The following is a 21,302-nucleotide window of genomic DNA, read 5'->3' as shown; positions in this document are numbered from 1 at the left end:
TGCATGGTTTTTTTACCCATGCTCGATTAATCATTCAGCAAATGCTCAACTATGAGTTACCCAGAGGGGTGATTGGATAATTGCTAAGGCATCCAAACTAAAAATCATCTCCTCAGAAATATTAATAAAATACCCTTGCAAAAAAGGTGTCATTGCTGGGTAAAATAATTCCGTAGATGGTAGTTTCATCTGTTGGGTATCCAGCCACTCAATATCCATCAACTGCCGTACCAAAAGACCTAAATATTTACCCTCACTTTCTAGCACAATTGCCATCATTCTTGAGAGGAAATTTGAACCTTGTAAAAGTGGTGGATAACCTAGCATCTCCTCTAAATCAACCAACCAAAGCATTTCACCCCGCCAGCCATAGATACCTAATACACAATTAGGCATTTGAGGAACGCCACAAATTTCTGTCAATGATACTTGTAAAATTTCTGTGATGTGCTGTAGCGAGATTACCGCTGTGTCTCTGACTCCTAAATTAAAGCTTAAAAATTTTTCTTTGGTATCCAAAGTTATTTATCCTTTGTCTTAACTGATTCATTTTTAGTCACTATTTGCAAATATCATCTAAAATTTAATAGTGACTTTTTTGGGTAATTTATTTGCTATTTATTTAGTTGAGCAACCGCTTGAGAGTAACTTCTAATTCTGCCTGATCAATCGGTTTTGATAGATAAGCTTCAGCGCCCAACATATTTCCCCATATCTTATCTACTTCACTATTTTTTGTAGAACAGAAAACTACAGGTATTTTGCTAGTATTCGGGTTATTTTTCAGTTCTCGGCAAATTTCAAAGCCGCTTTTACCCGGTAAAAGTACGTCAAGAAATATTACATCTGGCTTGGCAATATCTATTTTATCTTGTGCTTCTTCACTACTTGTGGCACCAATCACAGAATAACCTGCCTGTTGCAAGTAGCGTTTGAGAATTTCCATATCAGTCAAGCCATCTTCAACAACTAAAACAGTATTCATGGTAATTACCTATTAAATTATTCTCGGAGCCAGAACTAAACATTGAATATGCAATCATAATTTAGATAAATGCTAGTTTTTGCTTTTATCCAATTGTGATACATTATTTATCTATTTACATCAGGAAAAGCACGTAGTTAATATAACTTCACATACATATTCTAAATTGAAATAGTGTTAGTAACCGCTGAAATTAAATTCAACTGAGACTAAAAATGTTCGTTGTTAGAACAGAGCCTAAATATTTAGGGGGGAAGAGGTGTTAATCTAACTTGCTGACGACAAATCACCCTATTTGCAAGGCTCTAAATTAGCTGTGCTGGCAACTCTTGAGGGAGCCTGAATAGGCATAGGCAAATACTTACGCACTATACCCATGACCCGATCAGCTACCACTGGTTTAGTGAGAAAATCTGTAGAACCGACTACCTTGGCGCGAACTCTATCTAAAAGACCATCACTGCCGGTTAAAATAATCACTGGTGTATTGGCAAAAGCAGAAATTCGTCGCAACTGAGTACAGATTTCGTAACCACTGGCAACCGGCATGACCAAATCCAAGAAAATCAGGTCTGGTTTATCCTGAATCAGGGTTGGTAGAGCTTGCACTGCATCTTGAATCTTCATAAACCTCAGTCCATTAGCAGTGAGAATCTCCTCTAACATTTTACAGACTAGAGGGCTATCATCTACACAGGCTACCAAGGGAGCGATTGGCTTAATTGGTTGTGCGGTGGTAGAGTTGTGATCAACTTCAGTCATGGCTAAGGGCAAGTCAGGTACTTCTACCAGTTCAATGATGCCTTTGAGGATATAAGGAAGTAATGAACGAGCAACTGGCAATACATTCTGCTTCATTCTCACGGCTAAATCCCGCAGAGTGTATTTGCCATCGATGTGAGTCACAAAGTTTTTGTATACAGCTGGACTTACCAACTGCTGGAGTTGTTCTGGTCTCCGCAAAACTGGTGCTAAGTCAGGAGAAAAACTGGCTAGACCAGATTCTGACCAAATTTTCCATGAGTCCAGCATGAGTTTCATAGACAAGTCTGCGCTTGTGAAACTCATTGGTGTTTCTAGTATCGCTACTGGGTTACGCTGGCAAGTGATAGATGCAAAATTCGATTTCTGAGCTAGATCAAATAACAGTTCGGCGATGGTTTGTTCGACAATAGCGTTAATTTGTTCGCGCTGAATTTTCTGCCGCTTATATAAAATTCCCAGGAGGTGATAATCCCAGTAATCGATTGCTAAATCTTCAGAGCGAAACCGCATTTTATCTAAATCAAACTGGGGGCAATTTCGAGACATCTGTCTCCGCCAACGCCGGAAGGGATGAGTTCCTCCTGTAGCCCAAACTATCCTGCCGAGCCGATAGTAAAAAGTCCATTCGTATCCCTTGGAACTCTTAATATTTAAATTGCCATTGTATTGGAGTTGAGTACAGGTTTTAAACTCATTTAGTAAATTATTAGATTCTGTCAGTTCCGGGTGGGTCATACTTTGTACCTTTAATTAACAAGTCAGCCCTTAGAATACCCACGCTAGCTATACAGTGATTAGTAAGCATCTTAATTAATGAAAATACATCTAGCAAACTACTTTGAATAGTTGCTATGTACTTTATCTTCATTGGTATATAGCAATCCTCTATCTTGACTGAGAAGAGCGGGGGGGATAGTTCAGTAGAGGAGTAATCTCGGAATCTACACACCTGCGAATATTACTTCGCATCAATTGGGATTGCTATATTCTCAAATCAAGATGCATTTATTTATTGTATTTCATCATACACAGTTTTTTGACTTAAATATATCCGTGTAAATCCTGATTTTATGCCAATCAAGATAATGATTTCACAAAATTTTTACGCTGGAGATTCAGCTTGGTTAAAAATGTTAATTATCAACATATAACTTTATATATCTTAATAAATTTTGGCTAGAGAAGATTGTGACCGTCAGTCAGTTTCACTTTTCTATTTCAAGAAAGTCATGAGAAATTAAGCCTAGGGAGAAGTGTTGACATTGATACAAATATTTAATTTTCTTCATGAAGTCACTTGATAAAAGGTTTTTCCAGCACACCTTATTTTTTCATTTCCAGAAAATTATTGAAATTTTGGGACTTTTTACAAGGATCTAACTAAAGCAATAGAAGCATTAATTATCGTGCTAAATATTATTCATATATCTCTCTAAGTTATCAATTTTTGCTAAATTTAGTTGCCTACAAAAAAACTTTGAGCACATTTATAATTATAATCTTCCTCAATGACAGATTTGAATTTTTGGGTTGGCAGTATCGATGCCCTGGCTTCAAAGAAAGTAGGGTATATCTGCAATGTTGGCGAAATTGAAGAAAGTTTTCGCACCTAACAACAGATTATGTCTGGTGAGGGCTGGAAAGTTTAATGGGTAATGGGCTGGTGACCTATTACCCATGAATATGATTCAGGATTGTTGGTCGTTGTTGTAACTGGCAACAGCTGCCCGGAGATTGCTTTGGTGTGCGGATAGCAGTTGTTGGCCTGCTTCTTTTTCCAAACCAGTCCAGTGGATTAAGAGTGCTAACTTCACCCATTTGCCACTACGTTCTAGCAATAGACTGGCAGCTTCTCGACTTAAACCAGTGAGGTCTTGTAAAATTCGCAAAGCGCGATCGCGTAATTTTTGATTTGTTACCGCGACATCTACCATACGATTGCCATAAACTTTGCCCAACTTGACCATTACCCCAGTAGACAGGATATTTAAAGCTAGCTTGGTGACAGTACCAGCTTTTAAGCGAGTTGAACCAGCGAGAATCTCAGGGCCAGTCAACAGACGAATGTCAACATCAGCATCACAGCTAACTTGTTCAGCAGGAACACAGGCGATAAAAATAGTCAGAGCACCCCGCTGACGAGCTGCATTGAGGGCGCCGTGGACATAAGGCGTTGTGCCACCTGCGGTAATACCCACTACTACATCCAATTGAGTAATATGTCGTTGGGCGATCGCAGCTGCTCCATCTTCGGCGCTGTCTTCTAAATCCTCAGAACTGCGTACCAGTGCGCCGGCACCACCCGCAATAATCCCCTGTACCAACTCTGGGGGCGTACAAAAAGTAGGTGGACACTCAGCAGCGTCTAACACCCCTAATCGACCACTCGTCCCCGCACCGATATAAAATAGGCGTCCTCCGTGGTGCAACTGGTCTGCGGTGCGATCAATCGCTTCAGCTAACTTAATTTTTGCCGCCGCCACCGCCGCTACTGCCTTTTGGTCTTCGGCATTAAATAGTTCTACCAATTCCAGAGAACTGATCTGGTCTAAGTTAAGACTATGAGGATTTACTTGCTCCGTGAGGAGATGTCCGCGTTCCTGCAAGTTTGTCATTTTTCCTTAATTTATTCTCTGTCATTTGTCAGTTACTAGAAACTGACGACTAACGAATTACAATAACCCTTCAAGTTTACGACGAATGCTGTCTAGCTCAGAATTAGATAATTCTGGCTCGGCTGGGGCTATTGAGTTGGGGCGTCTAGTATCCTCATTTTCGTCTTCTGGCTGCCAGTCGGTTTCCTCAAGGTTAATTACTGGGGGAACGACTAAATTGCCGCCTTCTGGCACAATTTCCCATTCATAGCCGGCATCTTCGCAAAATTCCTTGATTTCCTCAGCATCCATCGCCTCTACTGTCGGTGATGCGAAATCCTGAGCTTCCAGCAACAGGGAATAGCGTGTGGCGTCGTCTTCTGACTCGAACATCAGAATTTTATTTTGCTCGCCTACTCGAATCGTGTGAATCCCCTCATTATCAGTACCAGCATTGAAAATTAACACAAAAACACGCATGGGTGTAATCATTTGTCTTGTTTTTCTGAGATCTTCTTCATCTTAAAGTTCTACATAGCACCGCAGAGAAAGTCATAACTACAATTTTCCCTCTCCTGCCAATTTGCCTAGCAGTACCAAAATTATCGAGCACACTTTTGATAAAGTTTTCCTTCTTTAAACTGCGCCCTCCCCTAGTTTTTTGGTCTGAGGGAACACAAATCTAGAGCCATTATGCCAAGAGCTACGTGATAATCCACAACCCAAAATATACAATTGGTTTGTATCCTGGAAATAGCATAGTGAAAGCGTGCCAGTCAGTAATAGCAATCTGCTAGCTACATCCGGCCTTTAATAGAGTGATAGCCAATGACTAACTCTAAAGATCCTCATTCCCCTTCCCCTACTCGCCAACGTCTATGGTTGATGATATTGACTCGCGGTGGCATTACCTTGGGAGCACTACTGCTAGTGGGAATTATCGGCGGTATTTGGCGATTGTGGACTTTTGTGCAAAAAGAGTTAGCGCCATTAGCAGAAACAAGTCTTACCACTACACTCAACCGTCCTGTAAAACTAGGCGGAGTCACAGATTTCTCGTTGACGGGAGTAAAGTTTGCAGCTTCATCTATTCCAGCAACACCCACAGATCCAGACAAAGCGACAATCGAGGCAGCGGAGGTGGGGTTTGACCCAGTTAAGTTAATTTTTAACCGCCAACTCAAGCTGGATGTTACCTTAGTCAACCCAGATGTTTATATCGAACAGGATAAGCAAGGTAGCTGGATTACCACTACCATAGCGCCACCTGGGAAAGGTGGGCCAATTAAAACCGATTTGGATAAACTGCGGTTTCGCAATGGCAAATTGCTGCTGTTACCCCAGAGGAGAGTCGGAAGGGGGCAAGGTGCTGGATTTGGAAGACAAGGAAGACAAGCAGCACAAGCAGGACAAGCAGCACAAGCAGGACAAGCAGCACAAGCAGGACAAGCAGGACAAGCAGTACAAGCAGTACAAGCAGGACAAGCAGGACAAGCAGGACAAGCAGGACAAGCAGGACAAGCAGGACAAGCAGGACAAGCAGGAAATTCTCTCTTTCCTTTGGCTCCCAATCCCCAATCCCCCAATATCCGACCCTCTGTAGCATTTTCTCAACTTAATGGCACAGCCCAATTGCTGAATCAAAACAAGTTGATTAGGTTGGATTTAGTCGGAATCGCCAACAGCGGCGGCAATGTTGCCATTCAGGGTGATATGCGCCCTAGTAAGGTTCTAGATGGCAACTTAAAGGTGCAAGCACAAGGCTTGCTAGCGGCAGATATTACCCGACTGATTAAGTTACCGTTTATTTTGCGGGCAGGTCGAGTTAACGGTGACTTACAAGTCCAACTGATACCAAATCAGGAGACTTTATTAGATGGCAGTGCAGCTTTGCAAGGGGTGACGCTGCGAGTGCCCAGCGTACCCCAAGCGTTGAGCAATACCCAAGGAAATATCAGCTTTCGGGGGCTGGAAGTGCGGCTGGACAGGGTGGCTACCAATTATGGCAAAATTCCTGTAGTAGCTACGGGCATCATTGACCGAAAAGCGGGCTTTAAGTTGGCAGGGCGGGTAAATGGGGTGAGTGTGGCTAATGCGGCAGAATCGCTCAAGGTGAAACTGCCTGTACCTGCTAGTGGTGAAGTTAAAGTAGACTTGCAGATTTTGGGGGCACTTGCACAGCCAGTTCTCTCAGGTACTGTGACTACGCTGAAAACTGCCAAGATTGACAGAGTTGATTTTCAGAAATTCAGTAGTAAGTTTGAGTTTGCGCCTAGTGCCTTTCTCATTACTTTGAATGATATTCAAGGGACACCCACATTAGGCGGTGATGTCAGGGGTGCTGGGACTATCAGACTGGGTACAGTACCCCGATTAGATTTTAATTTCACAGCGAAGAATTTGCCAGGGGATGCGATCGCTAAAGTTTATGACATTACATCCTCTCTTCGAGTGGGCACAGTCTCCGCCACAGCCCAACTAACTGGACCGACTAGCAATGTCCAAACTTTAGTAAAATGGCAGGCACCAGGAGCAACCTACGCCGCCAGTGGTGAAACCATCATCGCCGCAGACCGTACCGTTTCCTTCCGCAATGTGGCTGTCAATGTTGCTGGTGGTGTAGTGCAGGCTTATGGACGTTATGTTGATCAACGCTGGCAAGCCGTCGCCCAAGCCTCTGGTATACCCCTAACACCCTTTGTAGATCAAAAACAACTGCAAAATGTCTCTTTGGCCGGGTCACAATTTAACGGTCGGTTGATTCTATCGGGAACTACAGCACCCTTTAAACTGGAGACAATTCGCACTGATGGGGCAGGAGTTCAAATTGGTGGCGGGACAGTTGCCATTTCTAATATCCAGCTAAAAGATCAAAACTTTGCCGCCCAATTGGTAGCCAATGGTGTGCGGCTAGGACGAATATTCAAACAGTCTCCCCCAGCATTAAGTGGCCCTTTGGCGGGGACATTTCAAATTTTAGGCAACACAGAGAATTTCAGCCTCAAAACCTTATATGGCAATGGACAAGGACGTTTAGCTATTGATGGTGGTGTGGTTACCGCCTCTAATATTCAACTGGCTGATGGTCGCTATCAAGCGCAAATCCAAGCCAATAACGTGCCTTTGCAGCGGTTGGTGGCAGTACCACCGCAGTTGCGGGGAGGGCTTGCTGGTCAGTTTAATGTAGCAGGGTCTGTTGATTCCTTCAATCCGCAAACTATCCAAGCTACGGGTCAGGCACAGTTGAAGGTTGCTGGGGGAACGGTTACAGCTTCTAATATCCAACTGGCTGAGGGTCGTTACCAGGCATTAGTTAATAGTTCTGGTGTGCAATTAAATCGGTTAAATCAGCAGTTGCAAGGTCAGTTGGGCGGTAAGCTGCAACTGGCTGGTTTGGTGGGGTCCGCTAAATTAGCTGATCTGCGTGCGGCTGGGAATTTGCAGTTAAGCCAAGGTATCCTTGGTCTTCAGTCACCAGTAAATGCGGCATTAGCTTGGAATGGTCAAAAGCTCACCCTAGAACAAGTTACTAGCACCAATTTAAATGCCAGCGGTTATATATTAGCCAATGCTCAAAAACCAGGCATACCGGAATTTACTCAGTTAAATCTCAGCATCCAAGCACAGAATTACGATTTGCAACAGTTACCAGTTAAGCTTCCCAGTGCTTTGGGTGTGGTGGGGAAAGTTGATTTTAATGGGCTAGTGGCAGGCAAATTACCGACGCTAAATGTTACGGGTAAACTTGGTTTACGCGACTTTGCCGTGAAAAACTTTGCATTTGAGCCACTGTTAACTGGTAATGTGACCTTGGTGCAGGGCAGTGGCTTAAATTTGGATTTGGCAGGAAAGAAAGACCGAATTGCCGTAAATCTAGACGCCAAAAATCGCCCCCAATCTTTTTTGGTACAGTGGCAGGAAGCCTTAGCCACAGGTCAAACTCAAGGGGATAACTTGGCAGTTAAAGTCGCAAATTTCCCCTTAAAGGTTTTAAATTTAACCTTGCCTGTGAAAACTGCCTTGGGTAATACTGCGGTGGCAGGCTTGTTAACTGGAGATTTGCTCCTTAATCAGCAGACATTAGCAGCCAAGGGAAATGTAGCGATCGCCAAACCAGAAATAGGTCGCATCAAAGGCGATCGCTTCAGCACACAGTTCAGCTACAACAAGGGCAAAGCCACCCTCACAAATAGCGAATTTGCCAAAGGCGATAGTCGCTATACCTTCGGTGGTAACATCAGCCAAACCGCCCAAGGTCCACAACTCCAAGGAAAAATTAATATCGCCCAAGGAAATATTCAAGATATCCTCTCAGCAGCACAGATATTTGAAATCCAAGACCTACAACGTGGTTTAGCAGCACCAAATTACGGCACATCAGCGGATCTGACCACCAATCCGCAAGGGTTGCCCAATCAGCCCTTACTTAGCCAAATCCAGCGTCTTTATGAAATTGATGCCCTGCTAGCAGAACAAGAACAAAAGCGGCTAGCATCCAAGCCAATCCCAGATTTGACAGATTTCAAGGGAATTTTCAATGGCGAAATTTCTGTAGATACTGCCACAGCCAACGGACTTGAAGTGCTGTTTAATTTAAACGGTCAAAACTTTAGCCTAGGTAAAGAAACAGAACCAAATCGCTTTTATCGTGCTGACAAAGTCATAGCCGAAGGTGGCTTTTCTAAGGGTGTATTGCGATTGCAACCTTTACGAATTGAAGCCGAAAATCGGCTGGTTGCTTTCACAGGTAACATTGGCGGCAAAGAACAATCTGGTCAGTTGCGAGTTAATAATTTCCCAATCCAAGCATTAAGTAACTTTGTCAAGCTCCCAGTAGGAATTTCCGGGAATCTCAACGCCACAGCCGCTTTAGCTGGTAGTATTGCCAATCCCCAAACCAAAGGAGAATTGCAAATCACAGAGGGAACGATCAATCAGAATAAAGTAGAGTCAGCTACAGCCAGTTTCAGTTATGCCAATGGACGTTTGAACTTTGGCAGTACCCTCTTAGCTGCTGGCCCAGAACCTGTGAACGTTAGTGGCAGCATCCCCTATAAATTACCTTTTGCCGACGTAGAACCAGACAACGATCAAATTAGTCTGGATGTGAAGGTACAAAATGAGGGATTAGCAGTCTTAAACCTGTTAACTAACCAAGTAGTGTTTGAGAAGGGTGAAGGCGAAGTAGACATCAAGGTGCGGGGGACTAGACAACAACCCTTAGTCAATGGCATTGCTACTGTCAATAATGCCACATTTTCAGCCCAGGCTTTGCCAGGCAAATTGAGACGTGTTACAGGCAAGGTGCAGTTTGATTTTGACCGCGTCTTAGTAGAAAGTCTTCAGGGTAGATTTAGCCGAGGTAAGGTAGAGGTGGCTGGGGCAATTCCCATCTTCAACAACGATGATCGGAAAATAAACAATCCTCTCACCGTTAACCTCGAGCAGTTAACCATGAATCTCAAGGGATTGTACCAAGGTGGTGCTAGCGGTAATTTGCAAATTACTGGTTCCGTCCTCAACCCAATAATTGGTGGTAAGGTCGATTTGTTTGATGGTCAAGTGCTGTTATCAGAATCTAGCAGTTCCACTCAACCTGCTAATAGCAATCTCGCTTCATCACCCACAACAGCCAATAACCCAAACAAAACAGATGCCGGCAGTGGGATCACAAAATTGAATAATCTAGAAATAACCCTAGGCAAAAAAGTCAAAATTTCCCGACCCCCGATTATCAATTTCCAAGCAGTCGGTAACCTCATCGTTAATGGCTCCTTGAGCGATCCCATACCCGAAGGAACTATCAAATTAACCCAAGGTGGAGTTAATTTATTTACAACCCAATTTAACCTAGTTCGTGGCTATGAACAGACCGCAACCTTTAGAGCCAATCAACCCCGCGACCCCATCTTAGATGTGCGGCTAATTGCCAAGGTATTAGATGTAATTCAGAGTAGTGACATCAGCATCAGTAGACAAGGTTCTACAGGGTTAGCAGCTTTAGAAGGTGTGCGAGTCGAAGCTAGTGTTAAAGGCCCCGCTAGCAAAATCAACGATAATCTAGAACTGAAAAGCAGTCCAGCACGCAGTCAAACAGAAATCGTTGCATTATTGGGGGGTGGTTTTGTGGATACCCAGGGACGTGGGGACAGTACTTTGGGTCTAATTAATATCGCTGGTACGGCTGTGTTCAACAACTTTCAGGGAACTTTTAACCAGATTGGTGGTGCTTTGGGTTTAAGTGAACTACGTCTATTTCCTACGATCATTTCTGAAAATCCCGAAGCGGGAAAAAACAATTCCAGTTTAGAGTTAGCGTTAGAGGCTGGGGTAGATATTTCTCCCAAGATTTCCGTTTCTAGCATCAAAATTTTAACAGCCAGCGATCCCTTCCAATGGGGTATCAATTACCGGATAAACGACGAAGTTCGTCTGCGTGCTTCCACAAATTTAAATAATGACAGTCGCGCTGTAGTGGAGTTTGAAAGACGGTTTTAATTGAAGGAAGCAGGAAGCAGAGGTTACAATTAGTAAGAGTAGAATCACTTACTAAACTACTTCATTGTTTATATAAAGGATTAAGTTAATGTATAGCAGGGAACATAGAACTGTTAAAACTTCTTCCCAGAACGCTGATACACCGATGTCGAATCAGTTCGCACCGCGTCCCTTCGTCCACCAGCCCAAAATACAGACAGCAACACCCCAAGCGGAGCAAACAACTGATTTACAGGCTAAGTCAGAAAATTCAGAGCCACTTGATGATAACTGTATAAATGGAGCGCTATTAACTCGTCGTTCCCTAATAAGAGAGCCAATACAGATCCAATTATTACAGAAACAGCATGCGATAGCGAAGCGCTGCTGCTTTCAGCAGATCGCACAAGCCAAAAAAACCTCCAATCCAGAAGAGATAGCGTCAACTGCTCCGGCTGATAACGAGACAGCCATAACACCACCGCCGTCTAAATCAGCTAAATCAGTCCATTCTGATCCTTTTGAAGCAGCGGCCCTACTGCCAAATCCTGATTTCTTTGCGACCGATAGAGGGATAGCAACCAAAATTCTCGCCGGGAAAGAGTTTTATCATTTGTCTGATGACGGCTCAAAGAAAAAGGCAAAGCCGGAAAGTCAAGACTTACTAGTCAGTATCAAACTGGAGAAGGATGGTGGATATATCGTTTTCTCTAAGCTTGGTGATCTCTGGGTAGCCAAAGAAAACTTAACGGAAGTAAAATCAGGGTTCAAGAAAGTTGATACTCCTGTCTTCCCAGCAGACCCCAGATGGAAACCTTCACCAGATGATGTTCGACAAACAGGCTTGGGAGATTGCTATTTAGAGGCTGCACTTGCGAGTATTGCTGCCCAAAAGCCTGATTATATTAAGGAGATAGTTCGGGAAGATCAAGACAGTAATGTTACGGTAAGATTATATAAAGTCGATCAGACAGACTACCAAAACCCAAAATTTACACCTCAATATATCAAGGTAGAAAAGTCTGTTCCTATAAATAGAAATGGGGTAGAACTCTATAATAATGGCGCTCTCTGGGTGCGGATGATCCAAAAAGCTTATGCAGCAGGTTGCTTTACAGGAACAGGCCTGGCTCCTATTAGCAAAACTCCTGCTTACGAGAACATGGATGGTGGATTGTCTAGTTATGCCTTTGAAGTGTTATTGGGCAAACCCTCAACCACCTTGGATTTAAAAAGTGGACCGACTTATAACAAGAATAAAAAGCAGTATGAAGAGCGGCAGGACATTGTTGCAAAAGACAATACAAAACAGATTATCACCCCCAATAAAGTGAGTCTTCCCTGGGACGCAGGAGCAGTTACGGAATACGATCAGGTAAAATACTCAAAAACGCCTGATGATTATTCTTCTATGAAGCTGTTAATGGGAATATTTAAGAATGATCAGAATAAGGTTGATCAATGGATCACCTTTCTTAAAGGTGTTAAAGGAAACAATTTAAAACAAAAGTTTGTCGATCAGTCTCATGACAGAGCATCTATCGATATAAGAGATAACAAACTAGAGGGCAACAGCAATGCAATTACACTGAAAGATATTGACGAATTATTCAAAAATCAAGCCTTTAAAGATGACATGATGCAATGGCTGCAAGCCCAGCAAATTTTCCCTGGGGAATCGGGGACAGCAATCTATTCCCAAACCCAATTGGATACCTTTGAAAAAATCAAAGTAGCCTTGAATGGTGGTCAGGTTGTAGCAGCAAGCTCCTACAGTTCCATAGGAAAAGGAACCGGAGTAGAAGAGAAAACTCCCGATGGAGTGAGTTCAGGTCATGCCTACTCAGTTCTTGCCGTTCGGACAACAAACTCTCAGAATCCTGAAGATCAGAAAGTAGGTAAGTTTCATTGGGTCAAACTCTGTAATCCTTGGCAGAAAAATGGTCGGAAATCTCGTTTCCCTAACGGAAAACTTGAGGTAATAGAAGATCAGGCAAACGATACAAGGGAATTTTGGTTAGAGTTGAGTGATCTCACAAAATATTACTACAGAATTGATATTGGTAGCTTTCCAAATAAATAGAAAAGAGGAATGGCAATGATGAATATGTTTGATAGATTCAAATTGTATCAGACAAAGGCATTTGAGAGAAAAGCTGATATGATTTGGACTCTCATTTTGAGTGGATTTCTAATTAATATAGTTGGGATCTTGGCGATGCCACAAACTGCACAGGCTCACCGGACACCTTTATCTACCGATGAACTGGAAGAATCGGCTTGTTGTATTGTGGTAGGAAAGGTTAAAAGTCTTTCTAGTCGTGAGGTTAAAGTACAGTTGGGCAGTGAGCATCAATTTACCGCTATTGTAGAAGTCAAAAGTGTTAAAAGGTGGATACCAGAATCAGGGAGCAAACGTCCTGACGGTTCTTTTGCTCCACCATCGGATGCTCCCAAACCAGGAAAAAACATAGAGGTAAAATATAGGCGGCGAGGAGGAGCAACTGGCGTCACAAGTCAAGATTCTAATTTACCTCTAGATGCTCAGGTCAGATTATTTCTCACAACATATCCAGATGGGCATTTGCATTTATTAGAGCCAAATGGTTGGGAAGCTATCTCTTCTGATTAAAATTCTAAGTTAAGCAAAACAGCATAATGATCTGGGAAGGATATCTCATAAGTGGAAGATTAAAAGTATGAATGTTTCCATCTTATGGTGAGTAGTTGAGTTTGAAAGAAGATTTTCAAAATTTCCCAGGCAACAAGATTAATAATAATACCACGGCCGAAGCCGTGGGGATTGTCAAATAACTAAAAAGTCAAGAGGATAATCTGCCTTAATATCGGGTTCCCCGACGAATTTCTTGTAACCGACGAGATCCTTGTGCCCGACGGATTTCTTGTAACCGACGAGCTTCTTGTGCCCGGCGAATTTCTTGTTGGCGGCGGATTTCTTGTGCCCGACGAATTTCTTGTTGGCGGCGAATTTCTTGTGCCCGACGAATTTCTTGTCCCTGACGAATTTCTGATTGTCGGTTAATTCTATAATCGTAGCGGTTATCAGCTAGGGCAGGAGTTGCTGCCATACCACCCAAAGCAATTAAACTGGCTGTACCAATCAGGATTAGAGATTTGTGCAAACGCATAGTAGGTTTTTCTCACAATGAAATTAGTTGATTCTGGCTGAGGTTCCAGTTGCCTCAACTATAGAATCAGAGTTGAATTTAAACATGAGTCGTAAGTCACGAATATAAATGTGAGAAAAGTCATGTTATGGACTATTTTCAACTATTGTGTAGAAAGTTGTGTTATGACAAATATCCTGTTGCAGTGTCGTTCAGATAAATAATTATCTATATTTTTGTGCCATATCAAATATTGAGATTATTGCTATCTGGCTGATTAATGACTAATCTCAAAATTGATAAACCCAAAATAATCAAAAATAGTACTAGCCCAATTGTGCAGGCATAGCTAATTTCCAAATCGCTAAATGCTTGCTCATACAAATAGTAAACAATTGTCTTTGAGCTATTGAGTGGGCCTCCTTGGGTCATAATATAGACTTCTTCAAAAACTTTGGTGGCAGAAATAGCGGAAATTACCGCCACTAGGGCTAAATATGGTTGCATTAAAGGTATGGTAATATCCCAATGTTTGCGAATACTATCTGAGCCATCAATTGCTGCGGCTTCATAAACATCGGCGGGAATTGATTGTAATCCGGCTAGATAAATTACCATGTAGTAGCCTAGCCCCTTCCACACCGTCACAGCCATGACGCTGGCTAGAGAAATTGGCACAATCCCCAAAATTTTTGCTGGGCTAGTTAGCCAGGGAATTCCTTCGGGAAAAATCCCCACAGTTTTGAGCAATTGATTTAGTAAGCCGTTTTCTGCATACAACCATTTCCAAGCTATGCCGGCAACTACCATTGAAATTACTACTGGAGTGTAATAAGCGGCTCTAAACCAATTCATCCCCCGTAGTTTTTGATTTACCAAAATCGCCAACCCTAAGGGTAGCCCAACTAAAATTGGGACAACACCAACAAGATAGAGAAAAGTATTTTCTAAGGTTTTCCAAAAAACTGCGTCTTTTGATAAGCGGAGGAAGTTGGCAAAACCTATCCAGTGCGGGGCTTCACCAATATCTTGGTAGCTGGTAAAGCTGAGGTAAAATGCTTGCAGTGCGGGCCAAAATACGGTTAAACCTAAAATAATTAAGGCGGGCAGTAAAAATAAATAAGGTGTTAACCGCTGTTGAATAAAAATCCAATTTTTGGGCGTTAATTGCTTCATACTCTGAGAATATTGGCGGTTGATTGGCGATCGCTGGGCGCGTAGACGCTCCTCGGCTTCTGAAAATAGCGCAATCACCTACGGTGGGGCGCAGCCCATCGCTGGAAAGCGGGCCGAGTGTCCATCGCTCACCCAGAGTAGCAGAGTTTGATGAATCATTTAGTAGGATGGCTATAGATTGCGATCGCCTGATAAAGGGCGCCCCGCGCGATCGCAAATTAATTGCACAAAGAGGAAATATCATGGAAACTCAGAACAATCTGCCAATTGAACATCAAGCTGTACCAGTCAGCCACCAGGGACTGCATAATTTTTTATACAGTTCTGACGATGAACACGGCGCTACTGAGGTGAGTGTCACTCCTGAGTTAGCAAATAATGGGGTAGAAATTATCCCCCTTGAAGCTTGGCGTGGCGTTGCTCTTAATGGGAAAATTGCAGGTGTTTATGCGGTATTGAACACCGAACGCCGCACGCAGTACATAGGCTATTCTCGAAATGTCTTGCTTTCCTTGAATGGTCATCTTGCTCAAAATGGCGAGCAAAAGTGCGCTTTTGTGCGTGTGCAACCATTCAAGTTCCCCAAGCGTCAAGAAATGGAAGATTTGCGCGATGCCTGGATAGCAGAATTGGAAAACACTCCCCCCGGTAATGCTGCCGAAAGTAAGATGTGGGCGAGTACAGTGGGGGAAGTTGCTTCGTCGGTGATGTCAGCAGCAGAACGCCTTGCCTATGAGGAGAAAAAGCTAAAGTTGCGGAAAGCAATGGCTGACAGTAGCCTCTCTAAAGAGTTGGAAACAGTGGATGCAATAGAGTCCGAACGGCGAAGTCAACTAGAAGCGGCGGTGACAAATGATGACTGGAGTGGAGTTATCAACGCACAAACACAGGAAACTAAGTCTTAAAAAATTCAAAATTTAACAGTAACTCACCATTCGTAGCGGTGGGTTACACTGCGAATGGTGCACTCTACACATTGAATATTTTTATAGCAATTTTTGGCGTAGGCTTAGACCTTCGTAGACATCGCTTTTTTACCCCGTGAATGGTTACAAAACCTATGATTCAGATAAACTATTACTGTTAACTGTTAGCTATTTTTATTAAGCCTCATGCAATCTCGGAAAAATAACCAGAAAATATTAGTTTTAGGGACTCTACTAGCCTGCATCCAATTGCCTGCTGTTTGGGCAGATGTAATAACTCCCGGAGCATCTCCTGTTGATTACTGTTTTAAAATAGCGAATATTAACCAATATCCCAACTATTACTTAATTGCATATATCAAGTCAGCAAATCCCTCTATCCCCACATATAACAAAATTATCAAACAAGATAAATGTTTGGAATTAAATGGGTATCGAGAGTATAGCAATGTCTATGCTATAAAAAAGACTGACGTTAAGTTTCAGGATATTATTACCAATCAGCAGGGAGAATCATTGATTAAGTTTGATTCTAAAAAATCTAAATTAATTCCAGCAAAGGATGAGATTTATCCTCTGAGAACCCTACCAGACAAATATGGCATTGAGCAAGTCACTGATGTTTTAGAAATTGTAGCTATCAAACAAAAGTCTCTCAATTTAAGATACAAGGAAGTTATTTATACTTCTCAACCGGGAAAATCAGAAATAAAAGCTTATCAAACACAAAATAACCGACCATTCCCTTCTGGAAGTAACGGGCTTAATCTTTTAAACCTGATAATTCCCGGATTATCGCTAATTGGTATTATGTTGGTCTATAGGAAATCAATATTTTCTAAAAATCATGATTTATCATCATAGAAATTTGATGCGTCAATGGCTGCTGCGATTGTTTTAGTCTTGATAAGCGCAATATTATCTGTAGCTTTTCCCCTAGCTACTTACACCTTTACTTTGGCAACATTTGGGCTTACCCATATTTTAACAGAACTACATTACGTCGATAATCGCTTTTACATTCCATGCACTATGCGGTAGTTATTGGTGTGTTGCCTCAGTGGGATAACGCCAATCAATGGAGAACAACTAACGGTTTCTTCCCCTGGCACCAACAAAAGCAGTTTCGATGGTTGGTTACGCTACTGAGTGCGTTGTTATTTATCGGTTTTGCCAGATCATTCATCAATGCCCGTGCTGTGTATGGAATTGCAGCAGCAGTTCATGCTTGGGTGGAAATTCCGATTCTACTTTTAGCTTTGGCAACCCCAGAAGAAACCAAAGTGAATGATTAATGTTGATCATCTAAACAATTCATCAATTAGCAAACCTCCTAAAAACGAAGTTGCATTGGCAATAATGGACAAAAGCAAGCCTTTTTGCCAACCCAATTTTAAAATCAGCCAATAGAGAATACCTTCAGCGATCGCTACCAAACCCTCTATAAGTGTTGCCCTGACAGGAAATTCCATGTAAGGCATCAGCATTTGGTTACTTTCCCAAGCTAAGGGATGAGTTAAGAGAGTTGCCGCGCAGGCTAGAATAAACGCACTGCAAATATCCAAACGAGAAGACAGTTGCTGTGTAGTGAGTAACATAATTAACACTACTGGCACTTCAATTCCCAAGGAAATCAATAATCCTAACCACTGAGTCATACATTTGGATAAAATGCAAACATTTGGTCACTTTTCCCATACTTCGATGATTGAAAAACATCTTTGCATATTCACTAGAGTGTCGTAGACCCTATGCGCCTTCTGATTACAGATCCCTAGCTTGGACATCTGTCTGAGGGTAGGTTTCCACTATGCATCACTTTAATTTATCATTTTAAGGATAAATAATATTTGTCTTTATCAGTTAGGCGGCTTACATTCAATTCCCCAAAACATTTGTTGCTAACAAAAACCTCAACGTGGAGCAACCAGTTGGGGATAATAACAAAGTGCTTTTAATGAGCTAAATTCACACTGGAGATAGGGCACAAACCTGCAACCCCACAGGCGTCTGAATAATCACAGATTCTACCCCAAAAACTTGAGCGATGGTGTTTGGTGTTAGCACTGCTTCTGGTGTGCCAACTTCCCGAAGATGACCCTGTTTTAATAAGGCAATACGGGAACTGTAACGCGCTGCTAAATTCAATTCGTGTAAAACTGTGACGATGGTTAGTTTTTGCTGCTGATTTAAATCTTTGAGTAGTTCTAAGAGTTGTAGTTGGTAGTTAATATCTAGATAGGTTGTGGGTTCATCTAATAATAAAACTTTTGGTTCTTGTGCCAGAGATAAAGCTAAAAAAGCCCGTTGTCTTTCACCGCCGGATAGTTCTTCGATTAGGCGATCGCTTAAGTTTTCAAGTTGTGTTTTTTTGATTGCTGCTGTTACTTTATGCCAATCTTCGGCGGTTAATTCCCATTGCCACCAAGGCTGATGGGGCGTACGTCCTAAACCAACTAATTGCCGAACTGTTAAGCCCACAGGAACCGTTTGTTGTTGCGGTAACAATGCCAATTTTTGAGCAACTAAATTTGGGGGTTGAGAGTGAATTGCTTTACCATCGAGTAGCACTATTCCCTGCTGTGGCGAAAGAATGCGACTGAGCAATTTGAGTAATGTTGACTTACCGGAACCATTAGCGCCAACTAAACTTAACCATTCTCCTGTTTGTAAGGTGAGGTTAATGTTTTGAATAATTGGTGTATTGGTGTAACCACCTGTGAGATTTTGCAGTTCGAGGGGCATTTTTAGAAATTCAAAATAGGAAAATTCAAGAGTGCAACTGTTTACAGTTTACTCAAACTGCCAGAACGACGATAAAGTAACCAGATAAACAACGGCGAACCTAATAAGGCAGTGACAGAACCTACTGGTAATTCTACTGCTCCGAGCCTGGAGAGTAAATCTGCAAAGATGAGTAACCACGCACCTGCCAGCGCTGAGAGTGGTAAAACAAAGCGGTGATCTGTACCCACAATTAGACGGACACCGTGAGGAACAATCAGTCCGACAAAGCCGATTAAACCGCTGATACTGACTGCACCTGCGGCTAATAAAGTGGCGACACCGCCAATTAAAAGGCGCGATCGCATTAAGGATACTCCCAAACCCACGGTTAAATCATCACCCAAAGCTAACACGTTGAGCGATCGCGCCAGCAAACACCCCATCAGCAAAGCGGCGATAATGTAGGGGCCAGCCGTTGTAATTTCTTGCCAACCCCGGCCATTCAGACTACCCACCAGCCAACTCAGCGCGATTTGAATTTGACCATCTTCGGCTAGTAAAAGCAGTGTACTTTGGAGGGCACCCAATAAAGAACTCACCGCTACCCCACCTAAAATCAACCGTTCAATAGAAATTCCCGACCCCGTGCGTCCAAGTAAAATTACTAGGACAGAGGTCAAAATTGCACCCAGCCATGCCGCTAAGGGAATCGCCATGGGGAAGATTTGCAAAACGATCATCAGAATCACAATTAGTCCAGCACCTGCGGAAATGCCGAGGATAAATGGATCGGCTAAACTATTGCGTAACATTCCTTGCAGTAGTGCGCCAGACATTCCTAAAGCTGCACCGACAATCAGCGCCGCCACAATGCGCGGGAGTCGCAAATCCCAGAGAATCGTCTGTTTAACAGGATCGCCTTGGTGGAGAATTGCTTGCCAAAGTTCAGGAGCTTTCAAAGGTACTGCACCTTGAGAAAGAGACAGGGCTAGTGTTACTACTAAGGCGCTACTGAGGAGTAAAACTGCCCAGAGTAGGCGATGTTTGCTAAAAATTGTCTGCAATTTTCTAGTTAGCTAAAGGTTGAAATATACCTTAGACATAACATCTGTGGGCTGAAAAAGGTATAAAATTTAAAATATAATTGCAGTGCGTTACATCCATCTTAATAAATATATATATTTTGGAAACTTACTACTTTAGTAGAGTAAAAAAACATGAAAATCATATAGAAATATAAGGAAGCTAATCGGCATTTAATTTTTGCTTCATCAAGTCTTGAATTCAGGATTTACAAGCTTAATATTAGACGTCCGATAGCCTAAAAGGTTTATGTACACCAGTGAGCCAAAAATCATGGAAACCAAATCTAGACTATTCATCAAAGATTCATTGACAGAAAAAGTCTTGGAGTTATCTATCGAAGAACAGGAATTTATTTGTGGTGGTCAAGGTACTAATCCCAATTGGAGTGCTTTTGCTGCCGTTTATTCTCCTGTTTCTCCACCTAATAACAATCCAATACGTTTCTAAACGCGATGCGTGACTTTAAAACTATCATGATGAATGGACTGAAGCAAAATAAAGTATTTCATACTTTTTGCACTACTACTTTCCGTTCAAAATGACAATTTAATAAAAGTCGCACATGGCGAAAAGTAGAGAAGTTTCATGGAACGTCTCTACTTTCTTGATTCAATTCAGAACCGCTATACCTTTTTTTTCACTGTTCATTCTTTGATCAAGTCAATTCTAGCCAACCTTGATAGCCGGTTACAATGCGGTTACCATCTTTAAGAATGTGAACTTCTATCTGGTCGCTGGCCCAGCTAATCTGGTCTTGGAAGATGGGATTGAATACATGCACTCGTTGATTTTTGGAAGAAACGGGAGACGTGGGAGAATTAATTGCCTGAGATTCCACAAAAGGCCCGTCAATCAAAATATCTAATTGTTCTAACAATTTTTGAGAACTGGGCGGTGCGGATTCAGATTGCAGTTGCTTCAGGGTGAACCCAGTAAAAGACATAACGTTTAACCCAGCAGCTTTCAGCTTACGAGCTAAAGAGGCCAGTGCAGATGCTTGCCAAAAAGGTTCGCCGCCAGAGAATGTGACGCCTGTGTTGTTGGGGTTGCTGAGAATGTTTTCAGCGAGGGTATCAACAGCAATTAGCTGGTTAACTTCAAACGACCAGGAGTCGGGATTAAAGCACCCAGAACACTCGCGGGGACAACCTTGCACCCAGACGACAGCACGAGAACCAGGGCCGTTGACTTCTGACTGATCAACGTAACCCATGATGTTGAGATAGCCAGGGGGAATTTCTGTGAGTGCTAGCGATGGGTTGCTTGGCTTTGTTTCCATCTCTTTAGCTCCTTTTAGCCTTTGCCTGTTAATCGCTAATATAGCGAAGTTTTTACAAACATAGTATTAGTAAGGTTTTTAAGATATATTGCACCGATTACTACTCAAACGCTACTCGAAATGACTTAGAAACACCCGATCCAGTACTAATCGGCGCAA

18 protein-coding genes are annotated in these 21,302 nt (G+C 42.5%); 7 read left to right on the top strand and 11 right to left on the bottom strand.

The window, feature by feature from the left end:
* Positions 1 to 45: 45 nt before the first annotated feature.
* From CYLST_RS12320 to CYLST_RS12300, 5 genes are all read right to left on the bottom strand, one after another.
* Positions 46 to 519, bottom strand: coding sequence for a chemotaxis protein CheW (locus CYLST_RS12320; protein ID WP_015208056.1), 474 nt, complete (start codon positions 517 to 519; stop codon positions 46 to 48).
* 103 nt (positions 520 to 622) lie between these two features.
* On the bottom strand, positions 623 to 985 hold the full coding sequence (locus tag CYLST_RS12315) for a response regulator transcription factor (protein ID WP_015208055.1): 363 nt from the start codon (positions 983 to 985) through the stop codon (positions 623 to 625).
* A 291-nt stretch (positions 986 to 1,276) separates the two neighbouring features.
* Positions 1,277 to 2,485 (bottom strand): response regulator, encoded by a 1,209-nt coding sequence (locus tag CYLST_RS12310; protein WP_015208054.1) that lies wholly within the window; start codon positions 2,483 to 2,485, stop codon positions 1,277 to 1,279.
* A 953-nt stretch (positions 2,486 to 3,438) separates the two neighbouring features.
* Positions 3,439 to 4,365: an N-acetylmuramic acid 6-phosphate etherase gene (murQ, locus tag CYLST_RS12305; protein ID WP_015208053.1), complete on the bottom strand. Its 927-nt coding sequence runs from the start codon at positions 4,363 to 4,365 to the stop codon at positions 3,439 to 3,441.
* Between the two features lie 57 nt (positions 4,366 to 4,422).
* Positions 4,423 to 4,836, bottom strand: a complete 414-nt coding sequence (locus tag CYLST_RS12300; RefSeq protein ID WP_015208052.1) for a DUF3110 domain-containing protein — start codon at positions 4,834 to 4,836, stop codon at positions 4,423 to 4,425.
* Positions 4,837 to 5,172: 336 nt separating this feature from the next.
* On the opposite strand from CYLST_RS12300, the gene CYLST_RS12295 reads away from it, so the two are divergent.
* The 3 genes from CYLST_RS12295 to CYLST_RS12285 all read left to right on the top strand — a co-directional run bounded on the left by CYLST_RS12295 (position 5,173) and on the right by CYLST_RS12285 (position 13,453).
* On the top strand, positions 5,173 to 10,842 hold the full coding sequence (locus CYLST_RS12295) for a translocation/assembly module TamB domain-containing protein (protein WP_015208051.1): 5,670 nt from the start codon (positions 5,173 to 5,175) through the stop codon (positions 10,840 to 10,842).
* A 592-nt stretch (positions 10,843 to 11,434) separates the two neighbouring features.
* Positions 11,435 to 12,904: a C2 family cysteine protease gene (locus CYLST_RS12290; protein WP_172642157.1), complete on the top strand. Its 1,470-nt coding sequence runs from the start codon at positions 11,435 to 11,437 to the stop codon at positions 12,902 to 12,904.
* 78 nt (positions 12,905 to 12,982) lie between these two features.
* Positions 12,983 to 13,453 (top strand): hypothetical protein, encoded by a 471-nt coding sequence (locus tag CYLST_RS12285; protein WP_245587496.1) that lies wholly within the window; start codon positions 12,983 to 12,985, stop codon positions 13,451 to 13,453.
* Between the two features lie 208 nt (positions 13,454 to 13,661).
* Here the strand turns inward: CYLST_RS12285 and CYLST_RS12280 are convergent, their stop codons facing one another.
* Both CYLST_RS12280 and CYLST_RS12275 read right to left on the bottom strand, forming a co-directional pair.
* Positions 13,662 to 13,970: a hypothetical protein gene (locus tag CYLST_RS12280; RefSeq protein WP_015208048.1), complete on the bottom strand. Its 309-nt coding sequence runs from the start codon at positions 13,968 to 13,970 to the stop codon at positions 13,662 to 13,664.
* A gap of 225 nt (positions 13,971 to 14,195) precedes the next feature.
* Positions 14,196 to 15,125 carry a carbohydrate ABC transporter permease gene (locus tag CYLST_RS12275; protein WP_041233606.1) on the bottom strand — a complete coding sequence of 310 codons (930 nt, stop codon included), beginning with the start codon at positions 15,123 to 15,125 and terminating at the stop codon, positions 14,196 to 14,198.
* Positions 15,126 to 15,208: 83 nt separating this feature from the next.
* On the opposite strand from CYLST_RS12275, the gene CYLST_RS12270 reads away from it, so the two are divergent.
* The 3 genes from CYLST_RS12270 (at position 15,209) to CYLST_RS12260 (ending at position 17,346) form a co-directional block, all read left to right on the top strand.
* A complete protein-coding gene (locus tag CYLST_RS12270) occupies positions 15,209 to 16,030 on the top strand; it encodes a GIY-YIG nuclease family protein (protein WP_245587495.1) in 822 nt (273 codons plus the stop codon).
* A gap of 207 nt (positions 16,031 to 16,237) precedes the next feature.
* Positions 16,238 to 16,915 carry a hypothetical protein gene (locus CYLST_RS12265; protein WP_015208045.1) on the top strand — a complete coding sequence of 226 codons (678 nt, stop codon included), beginning with the start codon at positions 16,238 to 16,240 and terminating at the stop codon, positions 16,913 to 16,915.
* Between the two features lie 185 nt (positions 16,916 to 17,100).
* Positions 17,101 to 17,346: a hypothetical protein gene (locus CYLST_RS12260; protein WP_172642156.1), complete on the top strand. Its 246-nt coding sequence runs from the start codon at positions 17,101 to 17,103 to the stop codon at positions 17,344 to 17,346.
* A gap of 6 nt (positions 17,347 to 17,352) precedes the next feature.
* Here the strand turns inward: CYLST_RS12260 and CYLST_RS12255 are convergent, their stop codons facing one another.
* The 3 genes from CYLST_RS12255 to CYLST_RS12245 form a co-directional block, all read right to left on the bottom strand.
* A complete protein-coding gene (locus tag CYLST_RS12255) occupies positions 17,353 to 17,709 on the bottom strand; it encodes a hypothetical protein (RefSeq protein WP_015208042.1) in 357 nt (118 codons plus the stop codon).
* Positions 17,710 to 18,019: 310 nt separating this feature from the next.
* Entirely contained in the window at positions 18,020 to 18,796 is a 777-nt protein-coding gene (locus CYLST_RS12250; protein ID WP_015208041.1) for an ABC transporter ATP-binding protein, read from the bottom strand.
* 41 nt (positions 18,797 to 18,837) lie between these two features.
* Positions 18,838 to 19,842, bottom strand: coding sequence for a FecCD family ABC transporter permease (locus CYLST_RS12245; protein WP_015208040.1), 1,005 nt, complete (start codon positions 19,840 to 19,842; stop codon positions 18,838 to 18,840).
* 292 nt (positions 19,843 to 20,134) lie between these two features.
* On the opposite strand from CYLST_RS12245, the gene CYLST_RS12240 reads away from it, so the two are divergent.
* Positions 20,135 to 20,311 (top strand): hypothetical protein, encoded by a 177-nt coding sequence (locus CYLST_RS12240; RefSeq protein WP_157162575.1) that lies wholly within the window; start codon positions 20,135 to 20,137, stop codon positions 20,309 to 20,311.
* A 208-nt stretch (positions 20,312 to 20,519) separates the two neighbouring features.
* Here the strand turns inward: CYLST_RS12240 and CYLST_RS12235 are convergent, their stop codons facing one another.
* Positions 20,520 to 21,143, bottom strand: coding sequence for a 4Fe-4S single cluster domain-containing protein (locus CYLST_RS12235; protein ID WP_015208038.1), 624 nt, complete (start codon positions 21,141 to 21,143; stop codon positions 20,520 to 20,522).
* Between the last annotated feature and the right edge of the window lie 159 nt (positions 21,144 to 21,302).

The sequence above is a fragment of the Cylindrospermum stagnale PCC 7417 genome, assembly GCF_000317535.1.
Lineage (GTDB): Bacteria > Cyanobacteriota > Cyanobacteriia > Cyanobacteriales > Nostocaceae > Cylindrospermum > Cylindrospermum stagnale.
This window is presented reverse-complemented; position numbering and strand designations above follow the sequence as displayed.